Genomic DNA, 25,758 nt, shown 5'->3' on the forward strand with positions numbered 1-25,758 from the left:
GCGGTGAGCTGGAGGGGACGGTCGCGTGAGCGAGATACCTGAGAAGGCGAGTGGCGGCGTCGTGTGGCAGAGCAGCCCGCCCGGCTCCATCTATGACTACATCCGGGTGGCGTCCTTCTCCATCGGGCCCGACGGACTCGTCGAGCAGTGGAGCCGACGGGCCGTGGACCTCTTCGGGGTGACCGCGGAGGACGCCAGGGGCAAGGACCCCGTCGAGGCCTTCATGCCCGCCGACCTGCGCGAGCGCGGTCACCGGCGGGTCCGGGAGATCCTCGACGGCAAGGAGTGGACAGGTCTCGTCCCCTTCCGGATCCCCGGCGACGACCGGCCCCACGGCATCGCCGAGATGTACGTCATGCCGAGCGAGACGCAGACCGGAGAGCGGGCCGCGCTCTGCATCGTGGTCGATGTCCGCGCCCTCCGCCGCATCGAGACGGACCTCGCCGCCTCCCAGGCGATATTCGGCCAATCGCCCTTCGGGTTTCTCCTCTTCGGTACCGACCTCACCGTGAAGCGGGCCAACCGGCGCTTCGCCACCGTCTTCGGCGGCTCCGCCGACGACCACCGCGGCCGCACCGTCCACGACTACCTCAACCTGCCCGAGGCCGACCGGATGACCGCGGCCCTCCGCGGCGTCCTGGAGACCGGGGAGTCCGTCACCGACTTCGAGATCGTCGGCGCCGCCCCCGGCTCCCGCGACCGCCGCCACTGGTCCATCAACCTCTACCGGGTGCACAGCGGATCCGGCCGCCCGATCGGCGTCGCCGGCCTCGGCATCGACGTGACACGCCGCCACAACGCCGCCAGGGAAGCCGCCAGCGCCCGCCGCAACCTCGCCCTCCTCAACGAGGCCGGCGCCCGCATCGGCAACTCCCTCGACCTGGAGGCCACCGCCCGCGAGCTGCTCGACGTCGCCGTCCCCGGCTTCTGCGACCTCGCCTCCGTCGACCTCTACCAGGGCCTGCTCACCGGCGACGAGGCGCCGCCCGGCCGATGGGGCAGCTCCCACGACGTCGGCTACGGGGCCGGCAGCGCCGAACTCCGCAGGGTCGCCTTCGCCAGCGCCGTCTCCGACACGCCCCTGAGGACCGACGAGAGCCACGGGCCGGGCAGCGGCTGTTGCGGGCCGGAACCGATCGAGGTCGGCGCCGTCCACCGCTACCCCTTCAACTCGCCGTGCGCCGGGGTCCTGCGCACCGGCCGCCTCCGCACCGTGCCCGGCGCCGACGGCGAACTCGTGCAGACCACCCTGGTCGTCCCGATGGTCGCCCACGACACCGTCGTCGGACTCGTCCAGTTCTCCCGTGCCAAGGGCAGCGAGTCCTTCGGGGAGCGCGACCGCGCCCTCGCCGTCGAACTCGCCGCCCGCGCCGCCGTCTGCATCGACAACGCCCGCCTCTACCGCCGCGAGCACGAGCGGGCCCTGATCCTCCAGCGCAGCCTGCTCCCGCCCGGCGACCCCGAGGCGGCCGGCCTCGACATCGCCTGCCGCTACCTCCCCGGGACCGCGGCCACCGAGGTCGGGGGCGACTGGTTCGACGTCATCGAGCTCCCGGGCCACCGCACCGCCCTCGTCATCGGGGACGTCATGGGCCGGGGCCTGCGCGCCGCCGTCGCCATGGGCGAACTGCGCACCGCCGTCCGCACCCTCGCCCAGCTCGACCTGGAGCCGGCCGAAGTCCTCTCCCACCTCGACGAGATCGCCCGCGGCCTCGGCGCCCCCATCGGCGCCCAGCAGTCCCGCGGCCACAAGTCCCGCGGCCCCGAGCTCTCCGAGGTCTACCTCGCGACCTGCGTCTACGCCGTCTACGACCCGGTCACCCGCCGCTGCACCTTCGCCAACGCCGGACACCTCCCGCCGGTGCTCGTCGAACCCGGCGAGGAGGCCCTGCTGCTCGACGTACCCCCAGGGATGCCGCTCGGGGTCGGCGGCGAACCCTTCGAGGAGGTCGAGGTCGAACTCCCCGAAGGCGCCCTGCTCGCCCTCTACACCGACGGGCTCGTCGAATCCCGCGACCATCCCCTCGACGAGGGCCTCAGCGCCTTCCGGCGCGCCCTCACCGACCCCGCCCGCCCCCTGGAGGACGTCTGCGACCGGGTCCTGACGAGCCTGGAGACCGGACACGGCGAGGACGACATCGCCCTCCTCATGGCCAGGATCCAGGGACTGCCCAGCGAGGCCGTCGGCGACTGGCGGCTGCCCAGGGAACCCCGCTCGGTCGGCCGGGCCCGTGAACTCGCCCGCACCCAGCTCAAGGCCTGGGACCTCGAACCGCTCGTCGACACCGTCGAACTCCTCGTCAGCGAGCTCGTCACCAACGCGCTGCGTTACGGAGAGGGCGAGATCCGGCTGCGGCTGCTCCGCGACCGCACCCTCGTCTGCGAGGTCTGGGACGCCGGCCTCGTCCAGCCCAGGCGTCGCCGCGCCAAGGACACCGACGAGGGCGGCCGGGGCCTGCAGCTGGTCGGTCTGCTCTCCTCCTCCTGGGGCTCGCGTCGCACCCCGCGCGGCAAGACCGTCTGGTTCGAACTGGCCCTGCCGGACGGCGAGGGAACGGCGGAACCCACGGTGGAACAGCTCCTGAGCATGTTCTGACACCCAGCGCACCCGCCGCCGCAGCCACCCGGACGCGCGGCGGAGCCGACACCCGCCCGCGCGGCCGGGCCGACGCCCGGCCCCGGCCGCGCGGGCGGGTGCCGGCAGGGGTCCGGTCAGCCCTTGAGCGCCGCCAGCCGGGCCTCGATCTCGGCACTGTCGCCCCACGCGTCCAGCTGCTCGAACTGGGCGTCCAGGGAGGACGCGGCGAGCTCCTGCTTGCCCGTCGCCCGCGCCTCCTCCCGGCGCACCTTGTCCTCGAACCGGCTCAGTTCGCTGGTCGGGTCGAGCACATCGATGTTCTTCACGGCGTCCATCATCGTGTTCTGCGCCTGGGCCGTCCTGGCGCGGGCCACCAGCTCGTCGCGCTTCGCCCGCAACTCGCCGAGCTTGGCCTTCATCTGGTCGAGGCCCGTCCTGAGCTTCGACACCACCTCGGTCTGTGCGGCGATCGTCGGCTCCGCCGTCCGCGCCTCCTTCTCCGACTGGAGCTGACGGCCGAGCGCCACCTTCGCCAGATTGTCGAAGCGGTCCGCCTCCGAGGTCTGCCCGCCGCTCCGCAGCTCGTCGCCCTTCCGGCTGGCGGCCAGCGCCTTGCCGCCCCATTCCTTCGCCGCCTCCACGTCCTCCTGGTGGTCCTGCTCCATCAGCCGGAGGTTGCCGATGGTCGCGGCCACCGCCTCCTCCGCCTCCGTGATGTTGTGGGAGTAGTCGCGGATCAGCTGGTCCAGCATCTTCTGCGGGTCCTCCGCCTGGTCCAGCAGCGCGTTGATGTTGGCCTTCGCCAGCTGGGTGACCCGGCCGAGGATGGTCTGCTTGCTCATGGCTCTTCTCCTTGAGAGGGACAGAAAGGGGCAGGGCGCGCGCCGCGCCGCCCTCAGAATCGGCCTCCGCCGCCCAGCCGGCCGCGCGTGCCGCCGCCGCCGAAGCTGCCGGGCCCGCCGCCGAGACCTCCGCCCCCGAGACCCCCGCCCGAACCTCCACCGAACCCCCCATGTCCGCCTCCCCTTCCCCCGCCGAACAGTCCGCCGAGGATGATGCCGCCGAGCACCGCACCGCCGAGCCCGCCGCCACCGCCTACCCCTGATACACCGCCCGGGCCGTTCGGGTTCCCGTACCTCCGGACGTCCTGCTCGGCCAGGTCCTGGGCCCGCCGGGCCAGGGCGTCCGCCTGCTGAGCCTCCGCGAGGGCGGCCTGCGGGTCGTCGGCCTCCGCCAGCGCCCGCGCCTTCTCCCAGCGCCGCTGGGCCTCGGCGAGGCGCGTACGGGCCTCACTGCCCACGGCACCCCGGTGGGTCGTGATGTAGTCCGCGGCCGCCCCGATCGCCGAACGGGCCGTCAGCATCGACTGGTCGAGGAGCCCGCGGGCGCGCCGGCTGCCCGACTCGCGCTCCCGCGCGCCCTCCAGCGCCTCGTCGAGCACCGCGTCGGCCTCCTCCACCCGGCGAAGGGAGTCGAGCGGGTCGTACCGTCCGGTGTCCATGACCCGCCTCACCTCGCCGAGCACCGACTCGGCGCGGGCGATCCGGCCCCGGAGATCGGCCGTCGACCCTTCGGTGGCCCCCTGCAGCAGCCCCCGGGCCTCCGCCAGGTCGGCGTCCGTCTCCGACAGGGCGCCGGGCAGCTTGCCGACGGCCTCGGCCAGTTCCTGTGCCCGCCGGTCGACCGCCTCGATCAGCCGGGCCGCCTGGTCCACGGCGCTCTCGGCCGCCCGGATGTGGACGGCGGCCCCGCCGTTGTCACCGGCGTCGATCCGCAGGCGGGCCTGGTCGATGTGGGTCGTCGCGAAGACGAGCCGGTCCTTGGCCTGTTCGACGTCGCCGGCGACGGGAGCGGCGGCCGTCTCGGCGTACCGCCCGCGCATCGCCGTCAGGGCCGCCTCGGCCGTGCCCGTCCTGCCGGTCTGCTCCTGGACCGCGGCCTCGACGGTGGCCAGCGCCTCGGGCGCGGTCCGCTCCAGGGCCCGCAGCCGGTCGAAGTCCTCGCTCTCGGCGTCCAGCCGGGCGTTCGCCTCCGCGCAGCGGCGCAGGATCTCGTCCAGCATGGTCCGCCGGGTCGCGTCGTCCTCGGGGAACGAGTCGTCGAGCTTCTGCCGCAGCCGGAACGAGGCCGTCAGCTGCTGCTCGGCGAAGGCGACCGCCTCGGTGAAGGGGCGGACGGCCTCCTCGCCGAACTGGGCGGTCGCGAAACCGAGTTCCTCCTGGCTGGTGCGGACGGCGTCGTCGGTGGCGACCAGCGTCTGCCGGGCCTGTCCGTCGAGCTCGTCGAGGGACGGCGGCGCGGGCTCCCTCGGCGGGCCCCAGCCCTGCCCGCCCTGCGGCGTGGTGCGGGTCTCGGTGCGCCGGCGTCGCTTGGTGAACGCGTACGCCGCCACGGCGCCGGCGCCGCCGACCAGGACCACCGGCAGGACCAGATCGGTCGCCGAGGTGCCGTCGTCGACCGCGCCGCCGGGATCGGCGGGTCCCGGGGTGATGGCCGGGGCGGGGACGGGCTGTCCGGCGAGGACGGCCGAGTAGCCGTCGGCCGCGCCGATCGCGGCGCCCGCCCAGTCGTTCTGCCGCAGCGCCGGTTCGACGGCGGTCCGCGCCACCTCGTCGAGCTGGCCCTGGGTGAGGGGGGCGTCAGGGTCGGCGGAGTAGCCGTACCGGCGGTCGTGGGTGGCGACGGCGAGCAGCACGTCGTCGACCCCGAGGCCGTTGCGTTCGGCCGTGGCGTCGGCCCAGGCCTGGCCCGTGCGGCCGGAGAAGTCCCGTACGTAGACGACGAAGAGCTGGATCCGCCGGGTGTCGTAGAGCCGGTCGAGGGCCCGCACCACGGAGGCGCGGCGGTCGCCCAGCGCGTCCACCCGGTCGGTGATCTGTCCGTCCCGGGACAGGGCGACGGGGTCGTCGGCACGCGCACCGTGAACGGCGGGCACGAGGAGCCACCACGCCGCCACCAGTACCGCGAGAAGGGCTTGGGTGGCTGTTCGCGTCACAAGGGGGAGGTTATGTCCGCGTATGTCACCCCGCGACCGGACAGCCGGCCGGACCCGCGACCGGACAGCCGACCGGACCTCGCGACCGGACAGCCCGACCGGACAGCCCGACCGAACGGGCCTGGACGGGGGCTCGGATCCGGACAGCCCGGCGGGACCGGGCTGTCACCACAGCCCCGCGGAAACCATTCTCCACAGCCCTGCGTCACTGTCAGTAGCCGCCGCTACGGTGAGAAGCGGTGGGACACGTGACACGACGGCACGAGGGGGCTCGGGTGAGTGGACGACTCAGGGGAATGTGGCGACGGGGGCGCTGGTTCGTGCTCGGCCTCGTCCTCCTCCTCGTGGTGCCCCCGCTCTTCGGTGCGCTCGCCCTGCGCGTCAGCTACGCGGGCGACCTCAGGGACGACGCGAAGACCCGGGACAAGGACGCCGTCTGGCTCGGCCACGCCTGGGTCGACGGGAGGAAGAAGGACGCCGACCTCGCCGCGTTCGCCGCCCGGATCAAGGACACGGGCATACGCGACCTGTACGTCCACGCCGGACCCCTGGAGCACGACGGCACCCTGCCCGCCGCCAAGTACCCGCGCGCGAAGTGGTTCATCGACGCCGTGCACCGCACGATGCCCGGGATACGGGTGCAGGCCTGGCTCGGTGACGTCCTGGCCAACGACGGACCCGACGGACTGCACCTCGACAGGACGGGCACCCGCGCGGCCGTGGTGACCTCGGCCCGGCAGATCCTGGACGCCGGCTTCGACGGGGTCCACTTCGACCTGGAACCGCTGCTCTCCGACGACGCCGACTACCTCTCCCTCCTCGACGACCTCGGCGAGGTCACCCGGCCGCGGAAGGCGCAGCTCTCGATCGCCGCCCACCAGATCGACCCACTCCCCGGCCTGCACTCGGCCAACAGCCTGCTCACGGGCAAGGAGAAGTGGTGGTCGCAGGAGTTCTTCGGACAGGTCGCCCGGCGCGTCGACCAGATCGCCGTCATGTCGTACGACACCTGGATGCCGCTGGAGAGCCTGTACGGCGGGTACGTCGCCCAGCAGACGAGCCTCGCCCTGGAAGTGACCCCCGAGTCGACGGACCTCCTCATGGGGCTCCCCTTCTTCCACGAGGACGACCTCGGCCACCACGAGAACGCGGAGACCGTCGAGGCCGCCGTCCGGGGCGTCAGACTCGGCCTCGGGCGCACCGATCCCGGCCGCGCGCGGTTCGGCGTCGCGCTGTACGTGGACTTCGCCGCGGAGGAGGGCGACTGGGCGGCCTACCGCGCCGGCTGGCACTGAGCGCCTAAGTCGTCCTCCGCCGCCTGATCGTGTCGCCCAGCCACACCAGCGGGTCGTACGTGCGGTCCACGACCCGCTCCTTCATCGGGATCAGGGCGTTGTCGGTGATGTGGATGGACTCCGGGCACACCTCCGTACAGCACTTGGTGATGTTGCAGTAGCCGAGTCCGTGCTCCTCCTGTGCCGTCCGCCGGCGGTCGAGTCCGGACTCCTCGGCCGCGTCCAGCGGGTGCATGTCGAGCTCCGCGATCCGCATGAGGAAGCGGGGCCCGGCGAAGGCCTCCTTGTTCTCCTCGTGGTCGCGCACCACATGGCAGGTGTCCTGGCACAGGAAGCACTCGATGCACTTCCTGAACTCCTGGGAGCGCTCCACGTCCTCCTGCCGCATCCGGTACTCGCCGGGGCCCACCCCGGCCGGCGGAACGAAGGCCGGGATCTCCCGGGCCTTCGCGTAGTTGTAGGAGACGTCCGTGACCAGGTCGCGCACGACCGGGAAGGCGCGCATCGGGGTCACGGTGATCACCTCGTCCCGGGCGAACACCGACATCCGGGTCATGCAGAGCAGCCGCGGCCTGCCGTTGATCTCGGCCGAGCAGGAGCCGCACTTGCCCGCCTTGCAGTTCCACCGCACCGCGAGATCCGGTGTCCGGGTGGCCTGCAGGCGGTGCACGACGTCGAGGACGACCTCGCCGTCGTGGACCTCCACCGTGTAGTCGGTCAGTTCGCCGCCCTCGGCGTCTCCCCGCCACACCCGGAACCGCGCGTCGTACGTGCTCATGCGTCGTGCCCCCCTTCCAGGCCCGCCAGCTCGTCCGCGGCGAGGTACTTGGCCAGCTCCTCCGGTTCGAACAGCCCGAGGAGATCGGGCCGCACAGGCTCCGTACGCGTCCGTTCGAGTGCGATGCCGTCGCCCTCCAGGTGGCAGAGCAGGTTCACCGGGCGCCAGGCGCGTTCCATCGCCGGGTAGTCCTCGCGGGTGTGTCCGCCGCGCGACTCGGTCCGCTCCAGGGCGGCCCGGGCCACGCACTCGCCGACGAGCAGCATGTTCCGCAGGTCGAGGGCGAGGTGCCAGCCGGGGTTGAACTGCCGGTGGCCCTCGACCGCGATCCGTCGGGCCCGGGCGCGCAGGGCGGCGATCCGTTCCAGGGCCTCGGCCATCTCGCCCTCCCGCCGGATGATCCCGACGAGGTCGTTCATCGTCTGCTGGAGCTCCTGGTGGAGGGTGTACGGATTCTCCGGGGGGCCCGCGCCCTCCTCGGGCCCGTGGCCGCCGGGCGCCGATCCGAACGGCGCCAGCGCTTCCGCCACCGCGGCCTCGACGTCGGCCGCCACGATCCCGCCGCCGATCCCCGACAGCGCGTACCGCGCCGCGTGCAGACCGGCCCGCCGGCCGAAGACCAGCAGGTCGGAGAGGGAGTTCCCGCCGAGCCGGTTGGAGCCGTGCATGCCGCCGGCCACCTCACCGGCCGCGAACAGCCCGGGCACCCCCACCGTCGCCGCGGTCTCGGAGTCGACGTTGACTCCGCCCATCACGTAGTGGCAGGTGGGCCCCACCTCCATGGCCTCCGCGGTGATGTCGACATCGGCCAGCTCCTTGAACTGGTGGTACATCGAGGGCAGCCGCCGCTTGATCGTCTCGGCCGGCATCCGGGTCGACACGTCCAGGAACACCCCGCCGTGAGGAGAGCCGCGTCCCGCCTTCACCTCGGAGTTGATGGCCCGTGCCACCTCGTCGCGCGGCAGCAACTCGGGCGGGCGCCGGTGGTGGTCGGGGTCCTCGTACCAGCGGTCGCCCTCCTCCTCCGTCTCCGCGTACTTCTCCTTGAAGACGTCGGGGACGTAGTCGAACATGAAGCGCCGGCCCTCGGAGTTCCGCAGGACCCCGCCGTCCCCGCGGACGGACTCGGTGACGAGGATGCCCTTCACCGAGGGCGGCCAGACCATGCCGGTCGGGTGGAACTGCACGAACTCCATGTTCACCAGCGGAGCGCCCGCGAGCAGGGCGAGGGCGTGCCCGTCCCCGGTGTACTCCCAGGAGTTCGAGGTCACCTTGAAGGACTTGCCGATGCCGCCGGTCGCGAGGACGACCGCGGGGGCCTCCAGGACGAGGAAGCGCCCGCTCTCCCGCTCGTAGCAGAAGACCCCGGAGACCCGCCCGTCCCCGTCCTTGAGGATCCGGGTGACGGTGAACTCCTGGAAGACCTTGAGCCGTCCCTCGTGGTCGCCGGTCTCGCGGTGGTCCTCCTGCTGGAGTCCGACGGACCGCTGCTGCAGGGTGCGCAGCAGTTCGAGGCCGGTGCGGTCGCCGACGTGCGCGAGCCGCGGGTACTCGTGGCCGCCGAAGTTGCGCTGCGAGATCCGGCCGTCAGGAGTGCGGTCGAAGAGCGCGCCCCAGGTCTCCAGTTCCCAGACCCGCTCGGGGGCCTCCTGGGCGTGCAGCTCGGCCATCCGCCACTGGTTGAGGAACTTCCCGCCGCGCATGGTGTCGCGGAAGTGGGTCTTCCAGTCGTCCTGGGGGTGCGCATTGGCCATGGAGGCGGCGATTCCGCCCTCGGCCATCACGGTGTGGGCCTTGCCGAAGAGGGATTTGCAGATGACCGCCGTACGGGCGCCCGCGCGGCGTGCCTCGATCGCGGCCCGCAGCCCGGCGCCGCCCGCGCCGACCACGACCACGTCCCACTGCTCTCGCTCGACGTGCGTCATCTCAGAAGAACCTCGGGTCGTCGAAGGTGCCGGTGGCGAGCAGGTACACGTACAGGTCGCAGAGGGCGACGCTGATGAGGGAGGACCAGGCGAGCAGCATGTGACGGGTGTTCAGTCGGCCCACCCAGGTCCACAGCCGGTAGCGGACCGGATGCTTCGAGAAGTGCTTGAGCCGTCCGCCGACGATGTGCCGGCAGGAGTGGCAGGAGAGGGTGTACGCCCAGATGAGGGTGATGTTGACGAGGAAGAGGAGCGTCCCGAGCCCCGCGTGGCCCCACGCGTAGTCGGCGTTCCGGAAGGTGAGCACCGTGTCGTACGTGAGGATTCCGGCCACCGGCAGCGCCGCGTAGAAGAAGTACCGGTGGAGGTTCTGCAGGAGCAGCGGGAACCGGGTCTCGCCGGTGTACGACCTGTGGGGCTCGGCGACCGCGCAGGCCGGGGGAGACGCCCAGAAGCCCCGGTAGTACGCCTTCCGGTAGTAGTAGCAGGTCAGCCGGAAGCCCAGCGGGAAGACCAGGATCAGCAGGGCGGGCGAGAGGCCCCACCAGCTGCCGAGGATCTCCCAGTTCGGCCCGCCTTTCATGGGGACGCAGTTCTCGGCCAGACAGGGCGAGTAGAACGGCGAGACGTAGGGGGCGGCGTAGTAGTCGGCGTTGGCGAAGGCCCGCCAGGTCGAGTAGGCGACGAAGGCGAGCAGTCCGGCGGCCGTCGCCGCGGGGGAGAGCCACCAGCGGTCGGTGCGCAGATGCCGGGCGGCGAGGGAGGCGCGCCCCGGGGTGCGCACCCCCGTGGCGGATCCGGGCGGTTCCGTACCTGTGGCCAACGGGCCCTCCTACGGTCGGTTGCCGGTGCGGCCCGCGGCGCGGGGTGGCCTACGGCGCGTGGCGGTCGCGTGCTCCCAGTCCCTCGTCGTCCGTGTCCGTCCACAGCCCGCTGTCGTAGGGGGCGTCGGGGATGGCCACCATGCTTGCGGCGCGTCCGGAGGCCGGCGCGGCGAGCGCGCCCCGCTCGGCCGTGACGGAGCGATCGAGCTGTCCGACGGTGCGGACCAGGTCTTCGAGGCAGCGCTTGACGGCTGCCAGATCGTCCTCAACGGACATGGTTGCCCTCACTTCCGCGAGCGGCTTCGGCAGGAGTGTCGCGCGTCACATTCCCGCTTGGGAAGCCATGTGCACGGGATTCCATGCGTCCGGAGCGCTCCCTCTCCGGCGGTTGGGCCGCACGAGTGGGGTTTTCCGGACGTGCCGCCGTGTCGCCGTGGCCGGATCCGTTCCGTCCTTTTCAGTGTATGAGCAATAGGTGTGATCATCTCCAAATGGAATAAATCTGGACGAAGGGGTACAAGTCATGTCCCAGATCGGCGCCCCTCGCGGGAGGACATGCTCCAGGAGCCCCCGCTCCCGCACGCTCCGCTCCGTCGCCGCCCTCACCAGCGCCGTCCTCGCCGTCGCGGTCCTCGCCGGATGCAGCTCCTCCGACGACGCCGACGAGGCCAGGGCCGCGGCCCAGGACAACGCGCCCGCCGCCCGCGACAAGGTCGCCGACGGAGGCACCCTGCGCTGGGCCGTCGACGCGCTCCCCACTACCCTCAACACCTTCCAGGCCGACGCCGACGGCACCACCTCCCGGATCGCCGGGGCCGTGCTCCCCTCCCTCTACACGCTCGACGGGCGGGGCAGGCCGCAGCTCAACCCCGACTACCTGGAGACCGCGCAGGTCGTCGAGACGGAGCCCAAGCAGGTCGTCCTGTACAAGCTCAACCAGCAGGCGGTGTGGAGCGACGGACGCGAGATCGGGGCCCCCGACTTCGTGGCCCAGTGGCGGGCGCTGAGCGGCCGCGACACCGCGTACTGGACCGCGCGGAACTCCGGCTACGAGCGGATCGAGAAGATCGAGCGGGGCAAGAACGACCTGGAGGTGCGGGTCACCTTCTCCAAGCCCTACGCCGACTGGAAGTCCCTCTTCACCCCGCTCTACCCGAAGCAGGTGATGGGCTCCCCCGCCGCCTTCAACGACGGGGCCCGCACCGGCCTGAAGGCCACCGCAGGACCGTTCCTGCTGAAGGCGGTCGACCGCAAGAACGGCGATGTCACCCTCACCCGCAACCCCCGCTGGTGGGGACAGCCCGCCAAGCTCGACAGCATGGTCCTCAAGGCCGTCGCCCGCACCGACCGGGCGGACGCCCTCGCCGCGGGCACCCTCGACCTGGCCGAGATCGACCGGTCCACAGCCGAACGCATCTCCCTCGCCCTCCGCGACGCCCGCGCCGGACGGGGCGGCGCCGAGGCCGCCCTCGCCCACGGCCCCGGCTCCTCGATCACCCCCTCGAAGGCCCTCAAGTCCTGGGCCCTCGCCCACGGCTCCGACGACGAGAAGGCGCAGGAGGTCCAGGCCGCCCGCGAGAAGAACCAGAAGGCCATCGCCGCGTACGCCACCGCCCAGGACACCCTCGCGAAGTACGTCGTCCGCAAGTCGCTGGAGCCCGCCTACACCCAGCTCTCGCTGAACGGCGAGTCCGGGCCGCTCGCCGACGAGCGGGTACGGCGCGCGGTCGCCCGCGCCATCAACCGCCGGGAACTGGCCGAGTCCGTACTCAAGCCGCTCGGCCTCCCCGCGGAACCTCCCGGCAGCCACCTGGCCCTCGCCGGCCAGGCGGCGTACGCGGACAGCAGCGACGCCCTCGGCAGCCAGGACACCGAGGAGGCACGGGCCCTGCTCGCCGACGCGGGCTGGGTCCCCGGCGGCGCGGCCAGGAAGCCGGCGGACGCGGGCACCAAGGCGGGCAGCGAGGCCGAGAAGAAGGCCGCGGAGAAGAAGGCCGGTGAAAAGGAGAAGGCCGGCGAGGACGGTGCGAAGAAGCAGCCGGCCAAGGACGGCACCGACGCCAAGAAGCAGGCCGCCGACACCGCGTCCGACGAGGGCCTCTACATCGTCGGCGACGACAAGCCGGGCGAGCGCCGGGCCGCCCCCGCCATCGGCGCCGTCGGCCCCGAGACCGGCACCGACATCCTCGCCCCGGCCCCCGCGGCCGCCCGCCAGAGCGCCGCGCTCCTCGCCCGCGCCGAGGCACTCGACACCGGTACGGGCGCCGCCCACGCCGCCCAGACGGTCCCGCGCGGCGACAAGGGCGTCGCCGGGGCCTACGCCCCGCGCGGCACCGCCGCCCCCGTGACGGCGCCCGAGGCGAACAAGGCCCTCGGCAAGGACGGCAAGGCGCTCAGCCTCCGCTTCGTGCTGCCGTCCGGCCCCGGCTCCGAGTCGCTGCGGGCGGTCGGCGACCGCATCGTGCGGATGCTCGACGCGGTCGGCATCCGCACCGAGGTCACCAAGGTCTCCGACGACAGCTTCTTCAAGGACCACGTGGCCTCCGGCGACTACGACCTGGCCCTCTACTCCTGGCCCGCGTCCGCCTTCCCGGCGACCGACGCCCGGCCGATCTTCGCCAAGCCCGAGCCCGCCTCGGACGGCTCCCTGCTGGTCGAACAGAACTACTCACGGGTCGGCACCGACCGCATCGACCAGCTCTTCGACCAGGCGGCGGGGACGCTCGACGAGGAGGAGGCCCGGGACCTGGTGCGCCAGGCCGACGCCCGGATCTGGGCCGCCGCCGGCTCCATTCCCCTCTACCAGCGTCCGCAGCTCGTCGCCGCCAAGGCGGATCTGGTGAACGCGGGGGCCTGGGGCCTGGCCGGTCCCCGTTACCAGGACATCGGCTTCAAGAAGCGCGAGACGTCCAAGGGCGCCGAGCGCACCCCCTGAGGCGACCGGGCCCCACATCGGGGGGCACCGAACACAAGGAAAGCCCTGAAAGCCCTGAAAGCGCAGGTCACAACCTCAGAACCAGCTCAATTTCCTTGCCCGCCGGTGACCCCGGCGGGCAGGATCGCGTCGGCCCCTTGACCCGGTCGCACCACCTCCCCCACCCCCTTGCCCACTCGCTGTAGAACTTCTCGGATCTTGGCCGGGGAAGCCCCTTGCGCGGCAGCCCCGTACCATAGGACATAGCCGTGGCGCGTCCGCCCGGCGGGCGTACGAGGAACTGACGCCGCATCCCACGATCCGAGAGAAGCGCAAGCACCCATGCCCACGCGCCACGACATCCGTAACGTCGCCATCGTCGCCCACGTCGACCATGGCAAGACGACCATCGTCGACGCCATGCTCAAGCAGGCCGGTGCCTTCGCCGCCCACCAGCAGCTCGACGACCGCATGATGGACTCGAACGACCTGGAGCGTGAGAAGGGCATCACGATCCTCGCCAAGAACACGGCGGTGAAGTATCACCCCAAGGACGGCGGGGCCCCGATCACGATCAACATCATCGACACCCCCGGCCACGCCGACTTCGGTGGCGAGGTCGAGCGCGGTCTCTCGATGGTGGACGCGGTCGTCCTCCTCGTGGACGCCTCCGAGGGTCCGCTCCCGCAGACCCGGTTCGTGCTGCGCAAGGCTCTCCAGCAGCGCAAGCCCGTCATCCTCTGCATCAACAAGACGGACCGCCCGGACTCCCGGATCGACGAGGTCGTCAACGAGACCTACGACCTCTTCCTCGACCTGGACGCGGACGAGGACCAGATCGAGTTCCCGATCGTCTACGCCTGCGGCCGTGACGGCGTCGCCTCGCTGACCAAGCCGGAGAACGGCACGGTCCCCGCGGACAGCGAGAACCTCGAGCCGTTCTTCTCCGCCATCCTGGAGCACGTCCCGGCCCCGGTGTACGACGAGGAGGCCCCGCTCCAGGCCCACGTCACCAACCTGGACGCCGACAACTTCCTCGGCCGCATCGCGCTCCTCCGCGTCGAGCAGGGCGAGCTCCGCAAGGGCCAGACGGTCGCGTGGATCAAGCGGGACGGCTCGATCTCCAACGTCCGCATCACCGAGCTGATGATGACCGAGGCGCTCACCCGCAAGCCGGCCGAGGTCGCCGGCCCCGGTGACATCTGCGCCGTCGCCGGTATCCCCGACATCATGATCGGCGAGACCCTGGCCGACCCGGAGAACCCGATCGCGCTCCCGCTGATCACGGTCGACCAGCCGGCCATCTCCATGACCATCGGCACCAACACCTCGCCGCTCGTCGGCCGCGGCGGCACGGGCAAGGGCGCGGAGGCCAAGTCCGCGGTCAAGCAGCGCAAGGTCACCGCCCGTCAGGTCAAGGACCGTCTGGACCGCGAGCTGATCGGTAACGTCTCGCTCCGCGTCCTCGACACCGAGCGTCCCGACGCCTGGGAGGTCCAGGGCCGCGGTGAGCTCGCGCTCGCCATCCTGGTCGAGCAGATGCGCCGCGAGGGCTTCGAGCTCACCATCGGCAAGCCCCAGGTCGTCACCAAGGAGGTCGACGGCAAGACGCACGAGCCCGTCGAGCGCCTCACGGTCGACGTTCCCGAGGAGCACATGGGCGCGGTCACGCAGCTCATGGGTGTCCGCAAGGGCCGCATGGACAACATGTCGAACCACGGCTCCGGCTGGGTCCGCATGGAGTTCGTCGTTCCGTCCCGTGGCCTCATCGGCTTCCGTACGGAGTTCCTCACCAACACCCGCGGTACGGGCATCGCCCACTCGATCCACGAGGGCCACGAGCCGTGGTTCGGCACGCTGACGACCCGTAACAACGGTTCGCTGGTCGCCGACCGCGCGGGTGCCGTCACCGCGTTCGCGATGACGAACCTCCAGGAGCGCGGTGTCCTGTTCACCGACCCCGGCACCGAGGTGTACGAGGGCATGATCGTCGGCGAGAACTCGCGTTCCGACGACATGGACGTGAACATCACCAAGGAGAAGAAGCTCACCAACATGCGCTCCGCCTCCGCCGACTCCTTCGAGGCGATCGTCCCGCCGCGCAAGCTCTCCCTGGAGCAGTCCCTGGAGTTCTGCCGCGACGACGAGTGCGTCGAGGTCACCCCGGAGGCCGTGCGTATCCGCAAGGTCATCCTGGACCAGAACGCGCGTGGCCGTGCGTCCTCGCGCGCCAAGAACGGCTGACCGGCTGAGCCGAGAGATCGGCTGAGTCCGGCCGCATACGGCCGATGACAGTGGGGTAGATCACGATTCTGTGATCTACCCCGCTTTCGGTTCGACGCGACGTCAGCACCGGAGCCCGGACCCCCTCAGGGAGTGAGGGAGTCCGGGCTTTTCGTCAACTTCCGTCAACTCCATTTCGGAGGCCTGGTGTCCGCATATCGGCCATCGCTCTCCGGTACGTGTGTTAACGGTCCGTTTCGGGGGTGTCTGTCTGTGCTCAGTTTGTCCGGATTTCGGTATCCGGGGGTGTGGTGATGTTGTCAAAACGAGACCACTTAAGTGTGGTTTACAGCCCGGACGTACTTAATAGTTGGCTCCATTGAGCTCGGGTCAATGGGTCACGCACTGTGGGGAGTGCCGACTCACGAGCACACTCGGGGCACTTGAGTGCATTGCCGTCAGGGGTGTCGGCAGAACTCGGAGTGCCCCTCTTGTAGTGACAAAAGTGGACTCATGAGGAGGAACCCATGCGCGGTGCCAAGAGCGCCAAGTGGGTAACGGGCGCGATCATCGTTGCCCTTGCTGCGACCGCCTGTGGCGGGGGTAAGAGCGACAGCGGCGACGCCAAGGGCGCTGTTGACCCGAACGGAATCTTCTCCGTCGAGCTGGGCGAGCCCGAGAAGCCCCTGCTCACCGGTGACACGATGGAGTCCAACGGCTCCGCCGTGATGGCCGGCCTGTTCTCGACCCTGGTCGACTACAAGGCCGACGGCTCCCTGGAGATGATCAACGCCGAGTCGGTCACCACGACGGACTCGAAGACCTGGACCGTCAAGCTGAAGCCGGGCTGGACCTTCCACGACGGCACCCCGGTGACCTCCAAGTCCTACGTGGACGCGTGGAACTGGAACGCCAACGTCAAGAACGCCCAGGGTCTGTCCTCGTGGTTCGCGGACATCAAGGGCTACGACAAGGTCCACCCCGAGGCCGAGGGCGCCAAGCCCACCGCCGAGAAGATGGACGGTCTGACGGTCGTCGACGAGACCACCTTCAAGATCGAGCTCACCAAGGCCGTTCCGTACTTCGGCCACAAGCTCGCCTACATCGTCTTCGCGCCGCTGGCCGAGTCCTTCTACAAGGACCCGGCTGCCGGTGGCCAGAAGCCGGTCGGCAACGGTCCCTACAAGTTCAAGAGCTGGGACCACAAGAAGAAGATCGAGATCACTCGATTCGACGGCTACAAGGGCCCGAACAAGGCGAAGAACGGCGGTGTGGTCTTCAAGAACTACACCACCCTCGAGGCCGCGTACGAGGACCTGAAGTCCGGCAACGTCGACGTGCTCCGTCAGATCGCGCCGAAGGACCTCCCGGTCTACCGCCAGGACCTCGGCGACCGCGCCGTGGACCAGGCCTACTCCGCGATCCAGACCATCGCCGTCGCCTTCTACGCCGACCAGTGGAAGAAGCCGAAGCAGATCGACCCGCGCGTGGTCCAGGGTCTGTCGATGGCGATCGACCGTGCCACCATCACCAAGACGGTGCTGCAGGGTACGCGTGAGCCCGCGACCGGCTGGGTCGCCAAGGGTGTCCTGGGCTTCCAGGAGGACGGTGGCGCCGGCGTCACCAAGTTCGACCCGGCGAAGGCCAAGGAGCTCATCAAGGCCGGCGGCGGCGTCCCCGGCAACAAGATCTCCATCCAGTTCAACGCCGACGGTGGCCACAAGGAGTGGGTGGACGCTGTCTGCAACTCCATCCAGCAGGCCACCGACGTCCAGTGCGTCGGCGACGGCAAGCCGGACTTCCAGGCCGACCTGACCGCTCGTAAGACGAAGCAGGTCAAGTCCCTGTACCGCTCCGGCTGGGTGCTCGACTACCCGGTGAACGCCAACTTCATCTCGGACCTGTTCCGTACGGGTGCGGCGGGCAACCAGGGCGACTTCAGCAACAAGGAGCTCGACGCCAAGATCGCCAAGGCGGACTCGGCTGCGACCCTCGACGAGTCGGTGAAGCAGTTCCAGGCCATCGAGAAGGACCTGGTCAACTACATGCCGTCCATCCCGCTCTGGTACTACAAGGTCAACGCGGGCTACTCCGAGAAGGTTTCGGGCGTGGCGTACGGCCAGGACGGTGACCCGATCCTGACCGGCGTCGAGGTCAAGAAGTAATCACTCAAGCGTAGTCCGCCTGCCGATGCGGGGCTGACGGGATGTCAGCCCCGCGTTCGGCGCCTTACGTATGTGGCTGGGGGGCCCTTCCACGACATTCGCGCGCCCGCTCAGGGCCGCGGTTGCCGAGGGAGGGCCCGTCGGTTGCTGCTGTCATATTTCAACGGAGGCATGATGGGGCGCTATGTCGCACGACGACTGCTCCAGATGATCCCGGTTTTCCTCGGGACCACCCTGCTGATCTTCCTCATGGTCTACAGCCTGCCCGGCGACCCCGTGGCGGGTATGTTCGGGGACAAGGGCGCTGACCCCGCGACCCTCGCGAAGATCAGACACGATCTGGGACTGGATCTGCCGCTCTGGCAGCAGTACTGGAACTACATGACCGACATCATCCTGCACTTCGACTTCGGGACCCAGATCCGCAACGGTCGCCCGATCACCGAGGTACTGGGTGAGGCGTTCCCCGTCACTCTGCAGCTCGCCGCTCTGGCGTTCGCTTTCGAGCTGGTCTTCGGCATCGGCCTCGGCATCATCGCCGGTCTCAAGGCCGGCCGTCTCGCCGACAACGCGATCCTCATCTTCACGCTGCTGATCATCTCGATCCCGGTCTTCGTGCTCGGCTTCATCATCAAGATGGTGTTCGCCTTCGAGCTCGGCTGGATCGAACCGAACGTCAGCAACGACCAGTTGGTCTCGGAGATGATCGCTCCGGCCATTGTGCTCGGCGGTCTGTCACTCGCCTATGTGGCCCGGCTCACGCGTACCTCCATGGCGGAGAACCTGCGCGCCGACTACATGCGCACGGCCGTCGCCAAGGGCCTGCCCCGCCGCCGCGTCATCGGCGTGCACCTCATGCGCAACTCGATGATCCCCGTCGTCACCTTCCTCGGCACCGACATCGGCGCCCTCATGGGCGGCGCGGTCGTCACCGAGCGCATCTTCAACATCAAGGGCGTCGGTGGCCTCATCGCCGAGTCGATCACCCGGCGTGAAGGGTCGACCCTGGTCGGCCTCGTCACCATCCTGGTGATCATCTACCTCGTCACCAGCCTGCTCATCGACCTGCTGTACGCGGTCCTGGACCCGAGGATCCGGTATGCCTGACGTGACCAAGACCGCGACCGCCGTCGAGGACGCCGTCGCGCCTCCCGCCGCCCCGGCCCACGCCGGCAAGCAGGAGAAGGCCCGCAGCCTCTGGGGCGACGCCTGGGTCGACCTGCGCCGCAACCCGTACTTCCTCGTGGCGTCGGTGCTGATCTTCTTCCTGCTCCTCGTCGCCGCCTGGCCGAGCCTCTTCACGAGCGCGTCGCCCACCAAGGGCGACCTCGTGAAGCACTTCCTCGGCAAGCCGGAGCTCGGCAGCATCGGCTCCGAGGGCTGGCTCGGCTACGACGGCCAGGGCCGCTCCGTGTACGCCCGACTGATCTACGGCACCCGTGCCTCGATCATCGTCGGCGTCACCGTCACCGCGATCGTCACGCTCGTCGGTGGTGTGATGGGCATGCTCGCCGGTTACTTCGGCGGCTGGATCGACGCGCTGCTCTCGCGTCTGACCGACATCTTCTTCGGCATCCCGTTCCTGCTCGGTGCCATGGTCGTCCTGCAGTCCTTCGTCGAGCGCACGGTCTGGGTGGTCGTCTTCGCCCTCGCGTTCCTCGGCTGGACCCAGATGGCCCGCGTCATGCGCGGCGCCGTGATCACGGTCAAGCACGCCGACTACGTCCACGCGGCGAAGGCACTCGGCGCCGGCACCAGCCGGATCCTCTTCCGGCACATCCTGCCGAACGCCATGGCCCCCGTGATCGTCGTCGCGACCATCGCGCTCGGCGGCTACATCTCGGCCGAGGCCACCCTGTCCTACCTGGGTCTGGGCCTCGCCGCCCCGACCGTCTCGTGGGGCGTGGACATCTCCACCGGTGTCGACCAGATCCGAGTGGCGCAGCACATCCTGCTGTGGCCCTCGATCATGCTCAGCATCACCGTTCTGGCGTTCATCATGCTCGGCGAAGCCGTACGCAACGCCCTCGACCCGAAGCTGCGCTGAGGAGGGCGTAAAAGATGAGCATCATCGACAAGACCGCGTCCGTCCCCGCGCCCCGCGACGGAGCCGACCACAACGGTCCGCTGCTCGAAGTCCGTGACCTGCACGTCGAGTTCCACACCCGCGACGGTGTGGCCAAGGCGGTCAACGGTGTCAACTACTCGGTGAACGCCGGCGAGACCCTCGCCGTCCTCGGCGAGTCCGGCTCCGGCAAGTCCGTCACCGCGCAGGCCATCATGGGCATCCTCGACATGCCGCCCGGCAAGATCCCGCAGGGCGAGATCCTCTTCCGCGGCCAGGACATGCTGAAGATGGCCGAGGAGGAGCGCCGGAAGATCCGCGGCCGGAAGATCGCGATGATCTTCCAGGACGCGCTGTCCTCCCTCAACCCGGTCCTCAGCGTCGGCTACCAGCTCGGCGAGATGTTCCGCGTGCACCAGGGCCTCTCCAAGAAGGACGCCACGGTCAAGGCCGTCGAGCTGATGGACAAGGTCAAGATCCCCGCCGCCAAGGCGCGGGTCACCGACTACCCCCACCAGTTCTCCGGCGGCATGCGCCAGCGCATCATGATCGCCATGGCGCTCGCCCTGGAGCCGGACCTGATCATCGCCGACGAGCCCACCACGGCTCTCGACGTGACCGTCCAGGCCCAGGTCATGGACCTCCTCGCGGAGCTCCAGCAGGAATACAACATGGGCCTGATCCTGATCACCCACGACCTCGGCGTCGTCGCCGACGTCGCGGACAAGATCGCCGTGATGTACGCCGGCCGGATCGTCGAGCAGGCGCCGGTGCACGAGCTCTACAAGCGCCCGGCCCACCCCTACACCAAGGGTCTCCTGGAGTCGATCCCGCGCCTGGACCAGAAGGGCCAGGAGCTCTACGCGATCAAGGGCCTCCCGCCCAACCTGCTCCGTGTGCCCACCGGCTGCGCCTTCAACCCGCGCTGCCCCAAGGCCGACGACATCTGCCGCACGGAGATCCCGGCCCTCGTGCCGGTCACCGAGCAGAACGGCGCGGACCTCCCGGGCCGTACGAGCGCCTGCCACTTCTGGAAGGAGACGATCCATGGCTGACCTCAGCAAGAACGACGAGGCCGTGGCCGCCGCCATCGAGGCCCCCGCGGGCCGCGGTGAGCCGATCCTCCAGGTGCGCAACCTGAAGAAGCACTTCCCGCTGACCCAGGGCATCCTCTTCAAGAAGCAGGTCGGCGCGGTCAAGGCCGTGGACGGGGTCTCCTTCGACCTCTACCAGGGCGAGACCCTCGGCATCGTGGGCGAGTCCGGCTGTGGCAAGTCCACGGTCGCCAAGCTCCTGATGAACCTGGAGCGGGCCACCGCCGGCGAGGTCTTCTACAAGGGCCAGGACATCACCAAGCTGGGCGGCCGCGCGCTGAAGGCCGTGCGCCGCAACATCCAGATGGTGTTCCAGGACCCGTACACCTCGCTGAACCCGCGCATGACGGTCGGCGACATCATCGGCGAGCCCTTCGACATCCACCCCGAGGTGGCCCCGAAGGGCGACCGGCGCCGCAAGGTGCAGGAGCTGCTCGACGTCGTCGGTCTGAACCCGGAGTACATCAACCGGTACCCGCACCAGTTCTCCGGCGGCCAGCGCCAGCGCATCGGCATCGCCCGCGGCCTCGCGCTCAACCCGGAGATCATCATCTGCGACGAGCCGGTCTCGGCCCTGGACGTCTCCGTCCAGGCGCAGGTCATCAACCTGATGGGGAAGCTGCAGGACGAGTTCAACCTCTCCTACCTCTTCATCGCGCACGACCTGTCGATCGTCCGGCACATCTCGGACCGCGTCGGCGTCATGTACCTCGGCAAGATGGCCGAGATCGGTACGGACGAGCAGATCTACGAGCACCCGACGCACCCGTACACCCAGGCGCTGCTCTCCGCGGTGCCGGTGCCGGACCCGGAGGCCCGCGCGCACCGCGAGCGGATCATCCTGACGGGTGACGTCCCCTCGCCGGCGAACCCGCCGTCGGGCTGCAGCTTCCGCACCCGTTGCTGGAAGGCGCAGGAGAAGTGCTCGCAGGAGACGCCGCTGCTGGCGATCCCGACGCGCTTCGACGGCCAGGACACCCCGGCCGCCCACCTCTCGGCGTGCCACTTCGCCGAGGAGAAGCAGGTCGTGCCGGTGCACTGACGCACCGACCGGCGGACATCACGAAGGGCGCCCCGTTCCGTACCTACGGAACGGGGCGCCCTTCGTCGTGCCCGCGCGGGCTCCGGGGCTCCGCGCCCGCGGGCCACCGTCCGGCGGCCGTAAAAGTGCAGCCCCGTCAATATCGGGTGATATTGGGGCCTAAGTCAGACTTAGGACATTCGGGAGGCACTCCATGCGCGGAGCCACGCACGCCAAGTGGGCCGCTCTGGCCACCGCAGTCGCCCTCGCGGCGACCGCCTGTGGCGGCGGCGACGACAGCGGCGGCGGAGGGGCCGACGGCATCGTGAGTTCCTCGTGGGGCGACCCGCAGAACCCGCTGGAACCCGCCAACACCAACGAGGTCCAGGGCGGCAAGGTCCTCTCCATGATCTTCCGGGGACTCAAGCAGTACGACCCGAAGACCGGCGAGGCCAAGGACATGCTCGCCGAGAAGATCGAGACCACCGACTCGATCAACTTCACCATCACGGTCAAGGACGGCTGGACCTTCTCCAACGGCGAGAAGGTGACCGCCAAGTCCTTCGTCGACGCGTGGAACTACGGCGCCGACCTGAAGAACAATCAGAAGAACGCCTACTTCTTCGGCCAGATCGAGGGCTACGACAAGGTCCACCCCGAGAAGGGCGAGCCGTCCGCCACATCCATGTCCGGCCTCAAGGTCACCGGCCCCCAGACCTTCACGGTCAAGCTCACCCAGAAGTTCTCCACCTGGCCCATCACCCTCGGCTACGCGGCCTTCTCGCCGCTGCCCCAGGCCTTCTTCGACGACCGCCAGGCCTGGCTGTCGAAGCCGATCGGCAACGGCCCGTACACCGTCGACTCGTACTCCAAGGGCTCCCAGATGGCCCTCAAGCGCTGGGACGCCTACCCCGGCGCCGACAAGGCCCAGAACGGCGGCATCACCCTCAAGGTCTACACGGACAACAACACCGCCTACACGGACCTGACGGCCGGCAACCTCGACCTCGTCGACGACGTGCCCGCCTCGCAGCTCAAGAACGTCGAAGCGGACCTCGGCGACCGTTACATCAACGTCCCCGCCGGCATCATCCAGACGCTGTCCTTCCCGTTCTACGACCCGGCCTGGAACAAGCCCGGACAGGAGAAGCTCCGCCAGGGCCTCTCCATGGCGATCGACCGCGACCAGATCACCGAGACGATCTTCCAGAAGACCCGGACCCCCGCCGTCGACTGGACCTCCCCGGTGCTCGGCGAGGACGGCGGCTTCAAGGACGTCTGCGGCGACTTCTGCAAGTACGACGCCGCCGAGGCGAAGAAGCTCGTGGCCGAGGGCGGCGGCATCCCCGGCGGCACCATGAAGATCTCGTACAACGCCGACACCGGCTCCCACAAGGAATGGGTCGACGCGGTCTGCAACTCCATCAACCGCTCCCTCGGCAACAACAAGGCCTGCGTCGGCAACCCGATCGGCACCTTCGCCGACTTCCGCAACCAGGTCACCCAGTCGAAGATGGACGGCCCGTTCCGCGCCGGCTGGCAGATGGACTACCCGCTCATCCAGAACTTCCTCCAGCCGCTGTACTACACCAACGCCTCGTCCAACGACGGCAAGTACTCGGACCCCCAGTTCGACAAGCTGGTCAACCAGGCCAACGCCGAGGCCGACACCGCGAAGGCCATCGGGCTCTTCCAGCAGGCCGAGGAAGTCCTCCGGGACGACATGGGCGCCATCCCGCTCTGGTACCAGAACGGCAGCGCCGGCTACTCGGAGCGGGTCACCAACGTCTCCCTGAACCCGTTCAGCGTCCCGGTCTACGACCAGATCAAGGTCAACTGACGTCGTAGCAGGTCGGAGGCGTACGGCCCGGCCCGCGGACCTCCGCGCCGCCGGGCCGCACGTCTTCTCCGCACCCCACCGCCACGCGGAGCCACCCCTCTTCCCGGAGCCAACCCCCGGAGCCCCCCATGGGTCGATATGTGATCCGGCGGCTGCTGCAGATGATCCCGGTCTTCTTCGGCGCCACGCTGTTGATCTTCCTGATGGTGAACGTGATGGGCGACCCCATCGCCGGACTGTGCGGCGACCGCCAGTGCGACCCGGCGACCGCCGCCCAGCTGGAGAAGGAGTTCGGTCTCGACAAGCCCGTCTGGCAGCAATACCTCACCTACATGGGCAACGTCTTCACCGGAGACTTCGGCACCGCCTTCAACGGGCAGCCCGTCACCGAACTGATGGCCAGCGCCTTCCCCGTCACCATCCGGCTCACGATCGTCGCGATCTTCTTCGAGATCGTCATCGGCATCAGCCTCGGTGTGGTCACCGGCCTCAAGCGCGGCCGCCCCGTCGACACCACCGTCCTGCTGCTGACCCTGGTCGTCCTCTCCGTCCCGACCTTCGTCACCGGCCTCCTCGTCCAGCTCCTCCTCGGCGTCAAATGGGGCTGGATCAAACCGGCCGTCTCGCCCGAGGCCACCTTCAGCGAACTCATCGTGCCCGGCCTGGTCCTCGCCTCGGTCTCGCTGGCCTACGTCACCCGGCTCACCCGGACCTCGATCGCCGAGAACAAGCGCGCCGACTACGTCCGCACCGCCGTCGCCAAGGGCCTGCCCCGCCGCCGGGTCATCAGCCGGCACCTGCTCCGCAACAGCCTCATCCCGGTCGTGACGTTCATCGGTGCCGACGTCGGCGCCCTCATGGGCGGAGCCATCGTCACCGAACGGATCTTCAACATCCACGGCGTCGGCTACCAGCTCTACCAGGGCATCGTCCGCCAGAACACCCAGACCGTGGTCGGCTTCGTGACCATCCTCGTGCTGGTGTTCCTGCTGGCCAACCTCCTGGTCGACCTCCTGTACGCCGTCCTTGACCCGAGGATTCGCTATGCCTGAGCAGCCCGAGCCGCTTGAGTCGTACGAGGAGGGCCGAGCCATCGCCCCCACCGGCGCCGGTGGCGCGTCCGATCTCGCGACGGCCGAAGGCGAGACCCTGGAGCGGACGCCCGGCGGCCCCCTCGGCACCGGCGCCGACAAGAAGCCCCGGTCCCTGTGGTCCGACGCCTGGCGAGACCTGCGCCGGAACCCGATCTTCATCATCTCCTCGCTGGTGATCCTCTTCCTGGTCGTCATCTCCATCTGGCCCCAGCTGATCGCCTCCGGGGACCCCCTCGACTGCGACCTCTCCAAGGCCCAGGAAGGCTCCCAGCCCGGCCACCCCTTCGGCTTCAACGGCCAGGGCTGCGACGTCTACACCCGCACCGTCTACGGCGCCCGGACGTCCGTGACCGTCGGCGTCCTCGCCACCCTCGGCGTCGCCGTCCTCGGCAGCATCCTCGGCGGCCTCGCCGGCTTCTTCGGCGGCGCCTGGGACGGTGTCCTCTCCCGGATCACCGACGTCTTCTTCGCCATCCCCGTCGTCCTCGGCGGCCTGGTGCTCCTCTCCGTGGTGACCAGCTCCAGCGTGTGGCCCGTCATCGGCTTCATGGTGCTGCTCGGCTGGCCGCAGCTCTCCCGCATCGCCCGCGGTTCCGTCATCACCGCCAAACAGAACGACTACGTGCAGGCGGCCCGGGCGCTCGGCGCCTCCAACTCCCGGATGATGCTCCGCCACATCTCACCCAACGCCATCGCCCCGGTGATCGTCGTCGCCACCATCGCCCTCGGCACGTACATCGCGCTGGAGGCGACCCTGTCCTACCTCGGTGTCGGCCTGAAGCCCCCGACCGTCTCCTGGGGCATCGACATCTCCTCGGCGTCGCAGTACATCCGCAACGCGCCGCACATGCTGCTCTGGCCGGCCGGCGCGCTCGCCATCACCGTGCTCGCCTTCATCATGCTCGGCGACGCCGTCCGCGACGCCCTCGACCCGAAGCTGAGGTAGG

At 69.8% G+C, this 25,758-nt stretch carries 18 protein-coding genes; 12 read left to right on the top strand and 6 right to left on the bottom strand.

Features of this window, described 5'->3' with window-relative positions; all coding sequences use genetic code 11:
- Positions 1-25: 25 nt before the first annotated feature.
- Positions 26-2,596, top strand: coding sequence for a SpoIIE family protein phosphatase (locus tag OG392_RS23705; protein WP_329282641.1), 2,571 nt, complete (start codon positions 26-28; stop codon positions 2,594-2,596).
- A 116-nt stretch (positions 2,597-2,712) separates the two neighbouring features.
- On the opposite strand, the gene OG392_RS23710 is transcribed toward OG392_RS23705, so the two are convergent.
- Both OG392_RS23710 and OG392_RS23715 read right to left on the bottom strand, forming a co-directional pair.
- A complete protein-coding gene (locus OG392_RS23710) occupies positions 2,713-3,420 on the bottom strand; it encodes a PspA/IM30 family protein (protein ID WP_329282644.1) in 708 nt (235 codons plus the stop codon).
- A gap of 53 nt (positions 3,421-3,473) precedes the next feature.
- Complete coding sequence (locus tag OG392_RS23715; RefSeq protein ID WP_329282647.1) at positions 3,474-5,573, bottom strand: TPM domain-containing protein; 2,100 nt, start codon at positions 5,571-5,573, stop codon at positions 3,474-3,476.
- 296 nt (positions 5,574-5,869) lie between these two features.
- Between OG392_RS23715 and OG392_RS23720 the strand changes: the two genes are divergently transcribed.
- On the top strand, positions 5,870-6,868 hold the full coding sequence (locus OG392_RS23720; protein WP_329287415.1) for a hypothetical protein: 999 nt from the start codon (positions 5,870-5,872) through the stop codon (positions 6,866-6,868).
- A gap of 4 nt (positions 6,869-6,872) precedes the next feature.
- On the opposite strand, the gene OG392_RS23725 is transcribed toward OG392_RS23720, so the two are convergent.
- The 4 genes from OG392_RS23725 to OG392_RS23740 are packed head-to-tail and all read right to left on the bottom strand — an operon-like array spanning position 6,873 to position 10,671.
- Positions 6,873-7,646: a succinate dehydrogenase/fumarate reductase iron-sulfur subunit gene (locus OG392_RS23725; protein WP_329282649.1), complete on the bottom strand. Its 774-nt coding sequence runs from the start codon at positions 7,644-7,646 to the stop codon at positions 6,873-6,875.
- Positions 7,643-9,571 carry a fumarate reductase/succinate dehydrogenase flavoprotein subunit gene (locus tag OG392_RS23730; RefSeq protein WP_329282651.1) on the bottom strand — a complete coding sequence of 643 codons (1,929 nt, stop codon included), beginning with the start codon at positions 9,569-9,571 and terminating at the stop codon, positions 7,643-7,645. The genes OG392_RS23725 and OG392_RS23730 overlap by 4 nt, the downstream gene beginning before the upstream one ends.
- A 1-nt stretch (position 9,572) precedes the next feature.
- Positions 9,573-10,394 (bottom strand): hypothetical protein, encoded by an 822-nt coding sequence (locus tag OG392_RS23735; RefSeq protein ID WP_329282653.1) that lies wholly within the window; start codon positions 10,392-10,394, stop codon positions 9,573-9,575.
- 49 nt (positions 10,395-10,443) lie between these two features.
- The gene (locus OG392_RS23740; RefSeq protein ID WP_329282656.1) at positions 10,444-10,671 is read right to left on the bottom strand and encodes a hypothetical protein; all 228 of its coding nucleotides are present in this window, start codon (positions 10,669-10,671) and stop codon (positions 10,444-10,446) included.
- Positions 10,672-10,918: 247 nt separating this feature from the next.
- On the opposite strand from OG392_RS23740, the gene OG392_RS23745 reads away from it, so the two are divergent.
- From OG392_RS23745 to OG392_RS23790, 10 genes are all read left to right on the top strand, one after another.
- On the top strand, positions 10,919-13,330 hold the full coding sequence (locus tag OG392_RS23745; protein ID WP_329282658.1) for an ABC transporter family substrate-binding protein: 2,412 nt from the start codon (positions 10,919-10,921) through the stop codon (positions 13,328-13,330).
- A 321-nt stretch (positions 13,331-13,651) separates the two neighbouring features.
- On the top strand, positions 13,652-15,553 hold the full coding sequence (typA, locus tag OG392_RS23750) for a translational GTPase TypA (protein WP_329282660.1): 1,902 nt from the start codon (positions 13,652-13,654) through the stop codon (positions 15,551-15,553).
- A 506-nt stretch (positions 15,554-16,059) separates the two neighbouring features.
- Positions 16,060-17,697 carry a peptide ABC transporter substrate-binding protein gene (locus OG392_RS23755; RefSeq protein WP_329282662.1) on the top strand — a complete coding sequence of 546 codons (1,638 nt, stop codon included), beginning with the start codon at positions 16,060-16,062 and terminating at the stop codon, positions 17,695-17,697.
- Between the two features lie 174 nt (positions 17,698-17,871).
- Entirely contained in the window at positions 17,872-18,804 is a 933-nt protein-coding gene (locus OG392_RS23760; RefSeq protein WP_030320650.1) for an ABC transporter permease, read from the top strand.
- A complete protein-coding gene (locus tag OG392_RS23765) occupies positions 18,797-19,744 on the top strand; it encodes an ABC transporter permease (RefSeq protein WP_329282664.1) in 948 nt (315 codons plus the stop codon). Before OG392_RS23760 ends, OG392_RS23765 begins: the two co-directional genes overlap by 8 nt.
- Before the next feature lie 14 nt (positions 19,745-19,758).
- Positions 19,759-20,817 (top strand): ABC transporter ATP-binding protein, encoded by a 1,059-nt coding sequence (locus OG392_RS23770; protein WP_329282665.1) that lies wholly within the window; start codon positions 19,759-19,761, stop codon positions 20,815-20,817.
- Complete coding sequence (locus OG392_RS23775; RefSeq protein ID WP_329282668.1) at positions 20,810-21,898, top strand: ABC transporter ATP-binding protein; 1,089 nt, start codon at positions 20,810-20,812, stop codon at positions 21,896-21,898. Before OG392_RS23770 ends, OG392_RS23775 begins: the two co-directional genes overlap by 8 nt.
- Positions 21,899-22,091: 193 nt before the next feature.
- Positions 22,092-23,717, top strand: coding sequence for a peptide ABC transporter substrate-binding protein (locus tag OG392_RS23780; RefSeq protein WP_329282670.1), 1,626 nt, complete (start codon positions 22,092-22,094; stop codon positions 23,715-23,717).
- A gap of 128 nt (positions 23,718-23,845) precedes the next feature.
- A complete protein-coding gene (locus tag OG392_RS23785; protein ID WP_187622344.1) occupies positions 23,846-24,769 on the top strand; it encodes an ABC transporter permease in 924 nt (307 codons plus the stop codon).
- Positions 24,762-25,757 (top strand): ABC transporter permease, encoded by a 996-nt coding sequence (locus tag OG392_RS23790; protein WP_329282673.1) that lies wholly within the window; start codon positions 24,762-24,764, stop codon positions 25,755-25,757. Before OG392_RS23785 ends, OG392_RS23790 begins: the two co-directional genes overlap by 8 nt.
- Position 25,758: the final 1 nt, after the last annotated feature.

This window comes from Streptomyces sp. NBC_00691, assembly GCF_036226665.1.
Lineage (GTDB): Bacteria > Actinomycetota > Actinomycetes > Streptomycetales > Streptomycetaceae > Streptomyces.

Excerpts from the sequence above, each read along its gene's own strand:
- OG392_RS23710 (WP_329282644.1), bottom strand. The coding sequence starts at position 3,420 with ATGAGCAAGCAGACCATCCTCGGCCGGGTCACCCAGCTGGCGAAGGCC.
- OG392_RS23720 (WP_329287415.1), top strand. The coding sequence starts at position 5,870 with ATGTGGCGACGGGGGCGCTGGTTCGTGCTCGGCCTCGTCCTCCTCCTC.
- OG392_RS23725 (WP_329282649.1), bottom strand. The coding sequence starts at position 7,646 with ATGAGCACGTACGACGCGCGGTTCCGGGTGTGGCGGGGAGACGCCGAG.
- OG392_RS23730 (WP_329282651.1), bottom strand. The coding sequence starts at position 9,571 with ATGACGCACGTCGAGCGAGAGCAGTGGGACGTGGTCGTGGTCGGCGCG.
- OG392_RS23740 (WP_329282656.1), bottom strand. The coding sequence starts at position 10,671 with ATGTCCGTTGAGGACGATCTGGCAGCCGTCAAGCGCTGCCTCGAAGAC.
- OG392_RS23745 (WP_329282658.1), top strand. The coding sequence starts at position 10,919 with ATGTCCCAGATCGGCGCCCCTCGCGGGAGGACATGCTCCAGGAGCCCC.
- typA (WP_329282660.1), top strand. The coding sequence starts at position 13,652 with ATGCCCACGCGCCACGACATCCGTAACGTCGCCATCGTCGCCCACGTC.
- OG392_RS23755 (WP_329282662.1), top strand. The coding sequence starts at position 16,060 with ATGCGCGGTGCCAAGAGCGCCAAGTGGGTAACGGGCGCGATCATCGTT.
- OG392_RS23760 (WP_030320650.1), top strand. The coding sequence starts at position 17,872 with ATGGGGCGCTATGTCGCACGACGACTGCTCCAGATGATCCCGGTTTTC.
- OG392_RS23765 (WP_329282664.1), top strand. The coding sequence starts at position 18,797 with ATGCCTGACGTGACCAAGACCGCGACCGCCGTCGAGGACGCCGTCGCG.
- OG392_RS23770 (WP_329282665.1), top strand. The coding sequence starts at position 19,759 with ATGAGCATCATCGACAAGACCGCGTCCGTCCCCGCGCCCCGCGACGGA.
- OG392_RS23775 (WP_329282668.1), top strand. The coding sequence starts at position 20,810 with ATGGCTGACCTCAGCAAGAACGACGAGGCCGTGGCCGCCGCCATCGAG.
- OG392_RS23780 (WP_329282670.1), top strand. The coding sequence starts at position 22,092 with ATGCGCGGAGCCACGCACGCCAAGTGGGCCGCTCTGGCCACCGCAGTC.
- OG392_RS23785 (WP_187622344.1), top strand. The coding sequence starts at position 23,846 with ATGGGTCGATATGTGATCCGGCGGCTGCTGCAGATGATCCCGGTCTTC.
- OG392_RS23790 (WP_329282673.1), top strand. The coding sequence starts at position 24,762 with ATGCCTGAGCAGCCCGAGCCGCTTGAGTCGTACGAGGAGGGCCGAGCC.